At 43.8% G+C, this 14,087-nt stretch carries 10 protein-coding genes; 5 read left to right on the top strand and 5 right to left on the bottom strand.

What is annotated here, in order from left to right; genetic code table 11:
* Positions 1–22 precede the first annotated feature (22 nt).
* Genes MHI53_RS03815 through MHI53_RS03805 form a run of 3 tightly spaced genes read right to left on the bottom strand, consistent with a single transcriptional unit; the run spans position 23 to position 2,662 of the window.
* Positions 23–808, bottom strand: coding sequence for an ABC-2 family transporter protein (locus tag MHI53_RS03815; RefSeq protein WP_061143842.1), 786 nt, complete (start codon positions 806–808; stop codon positions 23–25).
* 4 nt (positions 809–812) lie between these two features.
* On the bottom strand, positions 813–1,604 hold the full coding sequence (locus MHI53_RS03810) for an ABC-2 family transporter protein (RefSeq protein ID WP_340372794.1): 792 nt from the start codon (positions 1,602–1,604) through the stop codon (positions 813–815).
* A 50-nt stretch (positions 1,605–1,654) separates the two neighbouring features.
* On the bottom strand, positions 1,655–2,662 hold the full coding sequence (locus MHI53_RS03805) for an ATP-binding cassette domain-containing protein (protein WP_061143840.1): 1,008 nt from the start codon (positions 2,660–2,662) through the stop codon (positions 1,655–1,657).
* A gap of 152 nt (positions 2,663–2,814) precedes the next feature.
* Here MHI53_RS03805 and MHI53_RS03800 point away from each other — a divergent pair, with 152 nt between their 5' ends.
* From MHI53_RS03800 to MHI53_RS03790, 3 genes are all read left to right on the top strand, one after another.
* Positions 2,815–3,135 carry a hypothetical protein gene (locus tag MHI53_RS03800; RefSeq protein ID WP_061143839.1) on the top strand — a complete coding sequence of 107 codons (321 nt, stop codon included), beginning with the start codon at positions 2,815–2,817 and terminating at the stop codon, positions 3,133–3,135.
* Between the two features lie 143 nt (positions 3,136–3,278).
* Positions 3,279–4,586 carry a glutamate-1-semialdehyde 2,1-aminomutase gene (locus tag MHI53_RS03795; protein WP_061143838.1) on the top strand — a complete coding sequence of 436 codons (1,308 nt, stop codon included), beginning with the start codon at positions 3,279–3,281 and terminating at the stop codon, positions 4,584–4,586.
* 327 nt (positions 4,587–4,913) lie between these two features.
* The gene (locus MHI53_RS03790; protein ID WP_340372793.1) at positions 4,914–9,386 is read left to right on the top strand and encodes a glutamate synthase-related protein; all 4,473 of its coding nucleotides are present in this window, start codon (positions 4,914–4,916) and stop codon (positions 9,384–9,386) included.
* Positions 9,387–9,552: 166 nt separating this feature from the next.
* On the opposite strand, the gene MHI53_RS03785 is transcribed toward MHI53_RS03790, so the two are convergent.
* The gene (locus MHI53_RS03785) at positions 9,553–10,911 is read right to left on the bottom strand and encodes an IS1182 family transposase (protein ID WP_340372792.1); all 1,359 of its coding nucleotides are present in this window, start codon (positions 10,909–10,911) and stop codon (positions 9,553–9,555) included.
* A gap of 565 nt (positions 10,912–11,476) precedes the next feature.
* Between MHI53_RS03785 and MHI53_RS03780 the strand changes: the two genes are divergently transcribed.
* Positions 11,477–12,568, top strand: coding sequence for an aromatic acid exporter family protein (locus MHI53_RS03780; RefSeq protein WP_061141914.1), 1,092 nt, complete (start codon positions 11,477–11,479; stop codon positions 12,566–12,568).
* 59 nt (positions 12,569–12,627) lie between these two features.
* Here the strand turns inward: MHI53_RS03780 and MHI53_RS03775 are convergent, their stop codons facing one another.
* The gene (locus tag MHI53_RS03775; RefSeq protein ID WP_061142480.1) at positions 12,628–13,086 is read right to left on the bottom strand and encodes a MarR family transcriptional regulator; all 459 of its coding nucleotides are present in this window, start codon (positions 13,084–13,086) and stop codon (positions 12,628–12,630) included.
* A 344-nt stretch (positions 13,087–13,430) separates the two neighbouring features.
* Here MHI53_RS03775 and MHI53_RS03770 point away from each other — a divergent pair, with 344 nt between their 5' ends.
* On the top strand, positions 13,431–14,069 hold the full coding sequence (locus tag MHI53_RS03770) for an HlyD family efflux transporter periplasmic adaptor subunit (RefSeq protein ID WP_061142481.1): 639 nt from the start codon (positions 13,431–13,433) through the stop codon (positions 14,067–14,069).
* Positions 14,070–14,087: the final 18 nt, after the last annotated feature.

Here is a 14,087-nt window from a genome sequence, read left to right as displayed (position 1 = left end):
GATGGCTGAAGGGATTTCTTTTTTAGTTTCCTGCCCCGCGGTACCGCTTCACTCCCTGATTCCAAATGACGACGGATATCATGAAAAAGACAACCCCGATTACAGGTGTGGCGAAGGCATACGCATACCACTCCTCTTTCCTAAGGAAATAGGATGCCGGATAAACACCGACAAACGCGAATGGCAGCACCCATGTAAGGACAAAGCGAATGATCTTATTATAAATATCGACAGGATAGCGTCCATAATTCCCGATATTATACATCATGGGCATGATGGAGGTTTTTGCATCCGACCAAAACCCGATGCTTGCGATCACAACGAAAATGGCCGCATAAGCAAGCGCCCCTCCTATTGCAAAGATGATGAAAAGAATCGGATCATACCAGGCAAGCTCCAGATTCAGTGATGCCCCAGAGTAAAATATTATGATCAAACCAGTCACAACACCAAATAATGATTCAAGCTCGATTCTTTCCAAAATGACTTGAAACAGGCTATGTATCGGCCTTGTTAATATCCGGTCCATCTCACCCTTGACGATATAGCGATCATTGAAATCCCAAATATTGAAAAACGCTGAAAAAAGGGCGAATGGAATAAGGAAGAACCCATAGATGAATATGATTTCTTCGCGGCTCCAGCCGCTTAAAAACTGAGTATGGCCAAAAACAACCAAGATGAAAACCAAATTCACGACCTGATTCAGCAGGTCAGATAAGATTTCCATGAAGAAATCCGCCCGATACTGCAATCTTGTTTTCATATATTGACTTACATATTGAAAAAACATCGATACATAAAACATCCGATCAACCCCCTTGAATAATCAGCTGTTTTTTTGCGACTATCCATAAAAGCTGAATCGGTATTATGAGAATGATGCACCAAATGAACTGCTGTAAAAGCGCCATGCCAATTTCCCCTGAACTGTACCCGTTCGTGAAGATCATGCTTGGTACATAGCTGATCCCTTGAAACGGCAAGTATTTCATCACTTCCTGCGCCCATATCGGATAGAAACTGATGGGCAGCAATAGACCGGAAAACAAATCGATGATGACCCGTTTAGCCCGGATCAACCCCGCGTTATTATAAAGGAAAAAGGTGGTGATCCCCGTCAATAAATTAATTTGGGTATTGATGATGAAGCTGAACAGCAAGGAAATCCCGAATATCGCCCATGTTGCCGGTTCGTTCGGCAGTTCGATCGGAAAAATCAAGGCTACCAGCAGCATGCCCGGGATCGAGAAGAAGAAGAAACGGAATATCCCTTCCCCAAGCCCCTGCATCGTCTTCATCCCTAAATAATTATAGGGTCTGATCATCTCGATGGCGACCTTCCCATCCTTGATTTCAGTGGCAATTTCGCGGTCAATGTTATTGAAATAAAAGGCCCTCGCCATCCAAGCAACCGCCACATAAGTTGTCATCTGCATACTTGAAAGACCTTCGATGGAGCTTTTTTCTCCATATATTGCATTCCATAAGAAATAATAAGCCCCGATATTAATGCTATAAATTAAAATGCCGGTATAATAATCCGTTCGATACGCAAGCATCATCAAAAAACGCATGCGAATCATCCCTAGATATTTTCCCATGGCACTCTCCCCCTCCTTGATAGACACGTTGTTTCTTAATGATAAGAGAGTCAGACAGTGCCTTCTTCATAAATATTACGCACAATCTCTTCAATGGACGTCTCGTGAATTTTGATATCCTTTATTTTAAAATGAGATACGACAGCCGAGACAAGCTGGGAAATATGGTCGCCTTCTTCTTTCAGCAAGGCGATGTAGGTTTGGTTTTTCTCATCATAAACCCAGTTTGCGTTAAATGGGAGCGGCAAGGATTGCAATTCCTGAAGGGAAACTCCCTCGATGAATTGAAAATGAATCTGTTTTTCCTCAGCCCAGTTATCCTTCAGACTCTGCAATTCCCCATCATAAATGATCCTGCCTTCATCAAGCATGATCACGCGCTCGCAAAGCGCCTCAATATCGCCTAAGTCATGGGTGGTCAAAAGGATGGTCGTATTATATTTTTCATTGATTTCTTTCAGGAATTCGCGAATCTTCAGTTTCACGAGTACATCTAGCCCAATGGTCGGTTCATCCAGGAACAGCAATGGTGGATTGTGGATCAATGCTGCCGCAAGCTCGCAGCGCATTCGCTGACCTAGCGAGAGCTTCCGCACCGGTTTGTCGAGCAAAGGACCGATATCAAGCGTCTTGATGACATGCTCCATATGATCGTTATATTGTTCATCCGTTACCTTATAAACCTTTTTTAACAGCCTGAAGGATTCTTGAACGGCAATATCCCACCAAAGCTGTGAGCGCTGTCCAAATACGACTCCGATCGTCTGGGTGAACTTTTCCCTTTCCCTATGGGGGTTCATCCCATTGACCGAGATTTCGCCTGACGTCGGCTCCAAAATACCCGTGAGCATTTTGATCGTGGTCGATTTCCCAGCGCCATTTTCACCGATATAAGCTACCATTTCACCCTTTTTTACAGTAAAATTGATATCATTGACAGCAGGGACGATCTTATAATTTCTTGTAAGTAAATCCCGGAAGGCGCCTTTTAAACCCGAACGGCTTGATGCCGACTTAAATTCCTTCCGCAATTGTTTCACTTGTATTGCATCACTCATCCTGTTACATCCTCCGTCATCTCTTGTCCTAATGCATTAGTTTATCCAACCTCAGCTTTTTAGACAATAAAAATGCCTGATGTTCCGCCCCCCTTCTTTCAGGATAATCCTGACGTTGTAAGAGATACATATATAAAGGAGACAAATATGCCATGAATATAAAAGAATTATTATTATCACAAATCGAAAAGGTCGTCATTGGCCTTCGTTATGACTTCCTTTATGAGGATGAATTTGGTCCATTATTATGCCAGGTCATTCAAAGGGATTCCGATGGATCGGTAGAAAGCACCCCCTTAAGTTTCCAAATTCATATTAATGAAGAAAAAGGCACCGGCAGCCTCATCTACTACCAAGCCGAAGGTGAAATGAACCGCCAATCCTTCGACATCGAAAATCCGGACTCCATCGTCGGCATCCTGACCTTCCTGACTGGAATTTTGGGACCGGATCCGATTTCCAGCAAAAAATAACGGACCATGGATTCAGCTGTTTCTAGGATTCATGCAGATTTTTTAAGGGCTGGCCACATTCCTTGGCCTCCACCCCCGGATTTCCGGACGAAAAAGTGCTATGATTAAGAGGAATACGTTTGTACTTTTAGGAGGTTTTAAGATTGGATTTTAGTAATTCGGAGCTTTTACATAAAGAGGCATTGGAACATATCGTCGGCGGGGTCAACAGCCCTTCGCGTTCATACAAAGCGGTAGGCGGTGGGTCACCGGTTGCCATGGATCATGCCAAAGGTGCTTATTTCTGGGATGTCGACGGCAATAAATATATCGATTATTTGGCGGCATATGGTCCGATCATCACAGGGCATGCACATCCACATATTACGGAGGCAATCGTTAAAGCAGCAGAAACAGGTATATTATATGGAACTCCAACAAAGCATGAGGTCAAGTTCGCCAAAATGCTGAAAGAGGCCATACCGTCCCTTGATAAAGTCCGCTTCACCAATTCAGGCACCGAGGCAGTCATGTCGACCATTCGCGTGGCCCGTGCTTATACAGGACGCGATAAGATCATCAAGTTTGCCGGCTGTTATCATGGTCACTCCGACCTTGTTCTTGTAGCCGCTGGCTCGGGTCCGTCCACACTTGGAACGCCGGATTCTGCCGGAGTTCCAAAAAGCATCGCCCAGGAAGTCATCACGGTGCCCTTCAATGATATCGAACCATTTAAGGAAGCATTGAATAAATGGGGCAACGAAATCGCAGGCGTACTGGTTGAACCGATCGTCGGCAACTTTGGCATTGTCGAGCCAAGCCCCGGTTTCCTCGAAGACGTCATTTCCTTATCCCACAAGGCAGGATCATTGGTTATTTTCGACGAAGTCATCACCGCTTTCCGGTTCATGTATGGAGGCGCTCAGGACTTTTTGGGAATCCAACCCGACTTGACTGCCCTTGGCAAGATCATCGGCGGCGGACTTCCGATCGGTGCCTATGGCGGCAAGAAAGAAATCATGGAAACGGTCGCTCCCCTCGGTCCTGCCTACCAAGCAGGTACAATGGCAGGAAATCCGGCTTCCATGCTTTCCGGAATAGCTTGCTTGGAGGTCCTTAAAGAGGAAGGCCTGTACGATGAGCTTGATCGATTAGGAAAAATCCTTGAAGAAGGTATCCAAATGGCAGCCGGTCAATATAATGTTCCTATCACGATCAATCGCCTTAAAGGGGCCTTGACGATCTATTTCACGACGGAAAAAATTGAAAACTATGAGCAGGCGGAAAATACGGATGGCGAAATGTTCGCCAAGTTCTTCAAACTGATGCTCAACCAAGGCATCAATTTGGCTCCTTCCAAATACGAAGCGTGGTTCCTGACCATTGCACATACGGAGGACGATATCGCTTATACCCTTAAAGCGGTTGAACATGCATTCAAGAACTTGATTCAAGAAACGATAACAGCATAATTATGCATATTTTATACACCCCAGGATGTTCTTCATCCTTGGGGTTTTCTTATCATCAGGCAAAATAATCATTCAAATTAGCCTTCCACTCCCATATTCACGAAAAACCCCTCCAATTTAACATCCAACCAATTGTATAAAAAATTGATTTCTGAATATTTAAATGATATGATATGATATGGATACATTTACTTACATTTATACCCTTTCTTTCAATCTATCAAGAACTCGGACTATCGTTCGGGTTATTAATATTTCCCCAATTGAATCAAATGCTACAGGAGGTGAAGGGCAGAAAATAAGGGGAACCTTATTCAAGCCGCATATATGACCCAACAATGGACACCCGCTACATTCAATGAGTTTCACAAGCAAGAACATGATGCCTGCGGAATCGTTGCCTGCATCGAAAAAAAGAAAATCCCTACAAACGAAAACATCTTTGCCTGCATCGATGCTCTCGTTAAAATGAACCATCGCTGCGGCTTCATCAATGGAGAGGGAGATGGCGCAGGAATCCATATCGATATTCCGCGGGCTCTTTGGAAAAAGAAGCTTGAAGAGGCTAATGTCGATCAAGGCTTAGTCGATCAAGACGACTTCATAGTCGGCCACTTATTTCTAAGCAAAAAGGCTGATGCAAACGATTTAAAAATCGAAGTCAAAGAAAAGCTCCTTCAACATGGGCTTTCCTTGATTTTCGAAACGGATAAGGCCTACCGCTCTGAAGCCTTGGGGCCAATCGCCATTCAAGAAGATCCTGTGTTTTGGCAGTTTGCCTGTTCTGCCGCCAACGTCCACAGCAAGGAGCTTTCAAATGTTCTTTTTGAGCTGTCCTCGGACATCGAAAAAAGTGATTTCATTCATGTTGCCTCCTTAAGCCAGCATCATGCGGTCTACAAAGTGATGGGAGCCGGGGATACGCTCCCTGCCTACTATCTTGATCTTGCCGATCCACTAGCAGCCTCCGCGATGACACTTGGGCATAATCGGTTTTCGACCAATACTTTATCAAGCTTCTTTCGGGTCCAGCCTTTCAGTGTGCTTGGCCATAATGGTGAAATCAATACGATCGCCAAATTACGTGATGAAGCGAAAATGATCGGCGTGCCCATCGCCAAAGACGGAAGCGACTCGCAGGATTTAAACAAGACGATTGAAACCTTCATATGCCGGCATGGCTACTCTTTGTTTGAAGCCGTCGACCTTATGTTCCCGCCAATCATTAATGAAATTAAGGAATATCCCGAACACTTGCAAGACTTATATACGTATTTACGGGAAGCATGGGGCCATTTCGCCCAAGGTCCGGCAGGGATCATTTCCCGCTTCGGCGACGAGGCTGTATTCTCCGTCGATTCTTTAGGGCTGCGTCCGTTATGGAATATCGAAACGGAATCTTCCTATATGTTCACTTCAGAACCTGGAATCATTCCTTCCAGTGAATTTACCGGAGATCCAAAACCGTTGGGTCCTGGAGAAAAGGTTGGGTTGAAATGGAACGGCGACTCCATTCAATTGTACACCTACAAGGATTTTCAAGAGAAAGTGTTCAGACTATTCAATGATCGTTTCATCCTTTCCGATGACCGCGTTCGCTTGCAGCCGCACACCTTTGAAAAAATTATCTCCATGGCAAACACGCAAGCCATTCATAATGGACAGTATAAAGCTTTTGGCTGGGAGAGGGAGCATGTTCAATTGGTGGAACAGATGGCCGAGAAAGGTGCCGAGCCCATTCGTTCCCTTGGTCATGATGCGCCACTTGCAGCACTCAATCCGCAACGTACCAATATTGCAGACTTCATTAAGGAAAGCGTAGCGGTCGTAACCAACCCCGCCATCGACAGGGACCGGGAAACAGAGCACTTCTCGACGAGGACCATCATCGGAAAACGCCCTTCCCTATTCGAAGCGAAAAAGGCCGGCAAAGTCTACGAGCTGCTGACTCCCTTATTGATTGAAGGACTGACTGGCTATGAATGCTCATCCAACCTTTCACAGCCAAGCTATGATCAATTCATTAACTATAACCAGGACCAAAAACTCGTGCACTTCCTTTCAAGCACCTTCAAGGAGAACGAAAGCATTACAAATGCCCTGACCAGGATTACGGATGATGCGGTCCATGCAGTGGATGGCGGCAAAACGCTGCTCGTTTTGGATGATGCTCTCGCCCATCAAAATGGTCACCTGCTGCTTGACCCCCATCTTGTCACTTCAGCTGTCGATCAAGCTTTGGTGCAAAAGGGCAAGCGCCGGGATTGCTCCATCCTTTTACGTTCCGCCTCATTAAGGTCATTGCATGATATCATCGTTTCTTATGGTCTTGGGGCAAATTTGATCAGTCCATATTACATGTTCCTTTCCTTATCTTCAGATGACCTAAAGAAGGTTATCAATTTATATAACTCCTTGACGAAGGGGCTTGAGAAAGTCATTTCCACCATCGGCATCCATGAGCTCCGCGGGTATGGAAGGCTTTTCTCCAGCATCGGCTTACATGAGGAAATCGCGGCCTATTTAAATGTGGCTAACTTCTTTGGTTCAGATGATTTGGATTATAATTTCGATAAGATCAAAGCTGACGCCATCCAGCGTGCGGAAGATTATAACAATGATAAGGAACGCATGGGAAAGACCTTTCATTTATTCCCGAGGATCTGGAAGTCGATTGGTGAAGTGGCCTCAAGCGGGGACTATGATGCTTATCGTGAAAAGATCACCGAGCAGGAAGAATCCAATCCTACGGCAATCCGCCATTTAACATCTTTAAAAACGTCAGATGCTCCGATTCCATCTGAAAAAGTCAATCTTTCGATCGGTGAACAGGAACTTCCTTTCGTCATAGCTTCCATGTCCTTTGGATCGCAAAATGAGATTGCTTTCCGTGCGTATGCAGAGGCTGCCGAACGGCTAGGCATGATCAGCATGAATGGCGAAGGCGGGGAAATCAAGGATATGCTTGGCAAGTACCCGAAATCGCGCGGACAGCAAATCGCTTCAGGCCGTTTCGGTGTCAATGCGGAACTCTTGAACTCTTCAAATCTTCTGGAAATAAAAATTGGGCAAGGGGCTAAGCCTGGTGAGGGGGGGCATCTTCCAGGTTCAAAGGTTACAGCGAAAATTGCGGAAGCGCGGAATGCAACGATCGGTTCGGATTTGATCTCCCCTTCCAATAACCATGATATTTATTCCATTGAAGATCTGGCCCAAATGATCCATGAATTGAAAACGGCAAACGATAAGGCGAAAGTGGCCGTCAAGGTACCTGTCGTGCCAAACATTGGCACGATCGCAGTCGGGGTCGCCAAGGCAGGCGCCGATATCATTACGCTATCCGGTTTTGATGGCGGAACAGGAGCTGCCAGGATTCATGCACTCGCACACGTCGGCCTTCCAGTCGAGATTGGTGTGAAGGCGGCCCATAATGCCCTGCTGGAGTCTGGCATTCGCCAAAGCGTAGAAATTTGGGCTGATGGCGGGTTAAAGAGCTCAATGGATATCATGAAAGTGATGCTGCTTGGGGCGAACCGTGTAGGCTTCGGTACCCTTTCAATGATTGCTGTCGGCTGTACCACATGCCGCGGATGTCACCTTGATACCTGTCATGTAGGCATTGCCACACAAATCGAATCGGAAGCACAAGCGAAGGAGCACGGACTGCGGCGTTTCGTTCCCCGAAAATTCGATTTGGCCGTTCAAGGCTTGATGAATATGTACAGTGCCTTTGCCAAGGAACTTAAACTATTGACAGGGTCGCTTGGCGTGAAAAATCTTCAGGATATCGTGGGCCGTTCCGATTTGCTCCAGCAAGTTACGGGGCAGCATTCACTTGATTTAACGTATCTATTAAAGAACCTGGATATTACGCCATTCTCCCATCAGGAAAAAGAGGCGTATTTGGATGAGAGCTCGATGCAGGTTGCAGTTGGCGCCGAATATCTTGATTCACATGTAGATGACCTGCAGCAATCACGAAGTTATAGCTCGATCACATCCAAGCAGCGTGTACTCGGCAGCCGGGTCTCCTGTCACCGCGTTAGGGGCAGGCTTGATGGATCGTACAAAAAACTTCCCCCCGTTCACCTCTCTTACCAGGATGGTTCCATACCGGGCAATGGACTTGGGGCTTACAATACGGAGGGGATTACGATCAGCGTGAACGGCGGCGCACAGGATGGAATCGGCAAAACTTCAATCGGCGGCAATATCGGCATCTTTAAATCTCCCGGCAAAGATGGGAAGTTCTACAATGGATCGGTCGGCAAGGGGTTCGGGTACGGTGCACAGCACGGTCTTCTCATTGCCCAGGGAGATGCCGATGCAAGGGCGGGAATTCGGCTTTCGGGAGCGGATATGATCATCGGGGGATTGTTGAAACAGCCGCTGCCCGAAAAGGAAACCGGTAATATTGCGGTAACTTCCAATATAAAAGGATTCGCTTTCGAATACATGACAAATGGGAGAGGTTTGGTTCTAGGAGATCCTGGCCCATGGATTTGTGCAGGCATGACCGGAGGTGTCGTCTATTTACGTCAACAGCCAGAAAGCGGTTTGACGAAAGACGTGATTAAGAAACGGGTTGCCAAAGGCGCAAAGATTTCGATAGAGCCCCTATCCGCAAAAGGCCAACAGGATGTGGAAGAACTTCTGGGAAAATACACGACACTTTTGAAAGCTCATGGCCAAACGGAAGAAGCAACCTCTTTAGAGGCCCTGCTCCAAAATCCTGGAGAGCATTTCCTTCAGGTCGTTCCAGTTAAGGAACAAGCAGATCCCGCCGTTTCCACGGAATGATTCATAAAAAAAATAACGGTCACTCAAAAACTGATGCTCTTTAATTCGAGCATCAGTCAGTTTGTAGACAAAAGGGGTTCGGAATTAAAAAATTCCGAACCCCTTTTGAAATTCCTTTGAAATTTTGACCAAAGGTTACGAGATTTGGGCTCTTCGAGCCACTATGTTAAGCCGTTTTAGGACCTTGCCATGTCCAAGTGGCCATCTTCTTTAAATTCATGGCAGCGAAAGTAAGCATCGCCTGCATCGACAATTTTTTAAGTCCCCTTAAAGTAGTCCAACGCATACCATGCTTTTCTTTTGCATCTGCGAATACACGCTCAATCGTTTCTTTGCGTTTCGCATATATAGGTTTTACCTCTTGATGATGACGCAGATGATCTGCTTCTTCCACATATGCTTGCCAGATATGCCGTGTCACTACTTTTTGATGGTCTTTGCTTTCCGTACACCGTGATAAAAATGAGCATGTTGCACAAATTTGTTTGGGCGATTTGTACTCGCGATAGCCCTCTTTATTTGTTGTTGAGTACTTTAAAGTTTCTCCCGAAGGGCAAAGGTAACAATCAAAGTGTTCATCGTAAACATAGTCATGTTTGCGAAAGAATCCTTCTTTTGTACGAGGACGTGTATAGGGTAAAGCAGGTGTGATTTCTTTGTTAAATAGGTAGCTTGTAATCGCTGGTGTTTTATAAGCTGCATCTGCGGCAACTGCTTCTGGTTTTCCAACTTTCTCAATCACTTGCTCAACAAGTGGCTCCAAAATATGACTGTCATGTGTATTACCAGGTGTTACAATCGTTCCCAATACAAAACCGTTGCCGTCTGCGGCCGCATGGAATGAATAGGCAAACTGTTTTGTTCGTTCATCTTTCACATAGTAGCCACTCTCAGGATCCGTAGTACTTTCTTTAATTGCTTTGGTTTCTTCCTTATCAAATTTATCTGGTGGAAAAGGCTTCTTTCCGTGGTTTTCACGATCTTGATTGATTTCTTCTTGAAGACGTCCTTGATACGCTCGTGTTTCTTTACGAACGATTTTCTTTTCAAATTTCCGTTTATTCGCACTGGCTTTCACATGTGTGGAATCCACGAAAACGTGTTCTACACTTATTACCTTTTTATTAGCAGCTGTCATTAAAATGCGACAGAAAATCTGTTCAAACAGGTCTGTATCTTTAAAGCGTCGCTCATAATTTTTTCCGAACGTAGAGAAATGAGGCACTTTATCATGGAAACCATAGCCTAAGAACCAACGATAAGCCATATTGGTTTCAACTTCTTCAATCGTTTTACGCATGGAACGAATACCGAAGGTATATTGAATGAAAGTCAGTTTAACTAAAATAACTGGATCAATACTTGGGCGTCCTACCTCTGAGTACATATCTTTCACCAAGTCATAAATGAAAGTGAAGTCAATGGCAGCCTCCATTTTACGAACCAAATGGTTCGGTGGCACCAGTTGATCTAAAGTAATCATTTCAAGTTGATCTCGCTGAATAGAATCATGTTTAGAAAGCATCCTCATCACCTCAAGTTTTAATCCTTCAATTTTAAAACAAAAATGACTCCAGTCAAAAGTGTTCTATCTAAAAGGTAAGACAAAGTTGATTGGAACGGAAGGTACGAGACTCCTGCGGGAAAAGCGCGTCTAGGGGAGACCCCGCAGGCAAAGCCGAGGAGGCTCCCCGACCGCCCGCGGAAAGCGAGTGCCTGGAGTGGAAATCAACGTCTAAATTGTACAGGCCATAAAAATAGACAAACTCGATTTTCATCGAGTTTGTCTACAGTCTGACTGATGCTCTTTAATTCGAGCATCAGTCTTTTCCAGTCGAATGCCGCTTGGATTGTCCGAAAGCGACAGAAAAATAACAGTTGAAAACAATCATTAAATTGCCTATATTTTCTTTATATATTAAACTGGAATTTGCCTCTTGTAGCTGTAAAGAGTATCTAAAGATTTCTTTTTGTTTACATCGCATCATTTTAGTGTAAAGTACTAACAAATAAGTTAGAATACAACTTTAAGCAAAAGCCTATATATAAATAGTGCCCTTATAAATGACAAAGAAAGGATTAACCTATATATGAAGTTTGGTGCCCGCATTCTCAAAACAGGAATAGCAATCGTTTTAGCGCTTTATCTTTCGGAATTGCTTAACCTGCCTGCTCCTGTCCTTTCTGGGATTGCTGCAATTTTTGCCATACAGCCGACCATTTACCGTTCATACCAAACGGTGCTGGAGCAAGTACAAGGAAATATCATTGGTGCGTTGGTTGCTGTCTCCTTCGTTTTGCTGTTCGGAAATGATATTTTTATAATCGGCCTTGCCGTAATGGTTGTCATTACCATCAATTTAAAATTGAAAATGGATAAAACGATTGTCCTTTCCATCGTGACGGTAATCGCCATCATGGAAAGCCAGGACGGGGAATTCCTGAATTTTGCCTTTATACGTCTCTCCTCCGTTTTGCTTGGTATCGTTTCATCCTTTATCGTGAATCTCGTATTCCTTCCACCCAAGTATGAAGCAAAGCTGTATACACGGATTACCGATGTGTCGGAAGATATCTTGAAATGGATCAGGATCAGCACAAGGCATGCTACAGAACACACCTTATTGAAGAAAGACATCAGCCGGCTGAAAGCGGAATTGTTAGATTTGGAACATATCTATTCCATGTACAAAGAGGAACGGGAATATTTCAAGAAGAACAGTTTAGCTAAAGCCCGGAAGCTTGTCATTTACCGGCAGATGATCATTACAACGAAAAAAGCGTTTGAAACCTTGAAGCGAATCCATAAATTCGAGAATGAAATCTATCAAATGCCTGAAGATTTCCAGCGGAGTATCTTCCACCAGCTTGATTCCTTGATCCGCAAGCATGAGCAGTTGATTTTATTGCATATCGAAAAAATCAAATCGATCGGGGAGATTGAGGATTGGGACCAGGATTGCTTAAGTCGGAAAGAGCTGCTAGCCCACTTTTTTGAACAGCAAAATCATGTCGATGAAATGCATGATAATCTCGGCCACCTTTCTGCCCGTCTTGTACCATTGATTTCTTCCGTCATCGAATATGATGAGCAGTTGGAGCATCTTGAAAAGCTGATCGTCAGCTTTCAGTCCTTCCATAAGGAAGAAAACGAAATTTCTGTCCAGTATGAAGAAGATTAAAAAAAGACGGTTCTCGGGGAACCGTCTTTTTCGTCTCTATTTTGAGGATGCCTGTACTTTCAATCATCCAAAAGGTTTTGATCTGCCGCCTTTTCAATCGTTTCCAATTTAACCATAAGATCTTGCAGTTCTTCTTCCGTGAATGAATTGAAGTTCTTCCCTATCGAACGGTTATGCTCCGCAAGGACTTTTCCCAGAATCTCGATTCCCGCCTCTTTCAATTCAAGGTTTATGACCCTGCGGTCCTTTTCAGAGGGCTGCCGCTTCACATAATCCATTTCGACCAGCTTGTCTACAAATACAGTGATCGCACTTGGCTTTACGGTCAAAAAGTCAGCCAAATCTGTCGATTTAATCGATCCCTCTTTTTTTAATATCAGTAATATGAAAAACTGAGGCGACGTTAATCCATAAGGCTGAAGGTTTTTCGCTACGATGGCACGAAGCTTCTTCCTGATCCGAAAAATCTGCATTTCTATACTATTCGTTACTTCCCATTTAAATTCCAGACTTCTCACTCCTTATATAGGACAATCCTACCTCTTAAATTTAATTAAATGCCAATACATTGTCAACCTTCCTTCCCATATATCCTTAAAACTTTAAAAATTTAAAATTTTTTCCAATAATTTGTATTTATTTGCCACTTTTTTTCGGAATAAATTACATGACAAAAATTTATTAACCTGATAAACTATTTACTTATTAATGTTAATACTTATAAAAATTAATATTTATTAAAATTAATAATAAACATGTGATATAGGGGGCATGAATTAGATAAATACGTCATGTGAATGAATGAAGGTCAAGCAATATAAGTTATACGTATCAATCATCTATATTTTTGGAGGCGAAACAAGTGAATAGAGGACGTTTAGTTTTAGTCAATGTCATTGGTTTGGTTATTATATTAGCGGTTGTGGCCGGTGGGGCTTTTTACTATTATGAAAGCACGAATTTCATAAAAACGGATGAAGCGAAAGTTTCAGGAGATTTGTATACGATCGTTGCACCTGCTGCCGGTAAGCTAGCGGATTGGGATTTAGAAGAAGGTGACAGTGTCAGCAAAAATGACAAAGTGGCGAATGTAGCCACTGCAGCAGGAAAAGAAACGGTAAAAACAGCAGCACAAGGTACTGTCGTTAAAACTCAGGTACATGATGATCAACTAGTTCAAGCGGGTCAAACATTGGCTCAAACCATCGATATGAATGATTTGTCCATCACAGCTAATATCGAAGAGAATAAATTGAAAAAAATTGAAAAAGGTGACAGCGTCGATATCATCATTGATGGAGATTCCGATACCGTCTTCGAAGGTACATTGGAACAAATTGGTTATGCTACAACTTCCGTCTTTTCCGTGATGGGCAATCAAAACAGCAGCGGAAACTATACGAAAGTCACGCAAAAAGTACCAGTTAAAATTTCCATTAAAGCTCCATCCGATAAAGTTCTGCCTGGTATGAATGCAGAAGTGAAAATTTCAACCAATTAATGAGCTACACAGTTATAC

Origin of the sequence: Peribacillus sp. FSL E2-0218 (genome assembly GCF_037992945.1) — a bacterium.
GTDB classification, from domain to species: domain Bacteria; phylum Bacillota; class Bacilli; order Bacillales; family DSM-1321; genus Peribacillus; species Peribacillus simplex_B.
The sequence above is the reverse complement of the archived record's forward strand: the minus strand, read 5'-3'. Positions and strand labels throughout refer to the sequence as shown.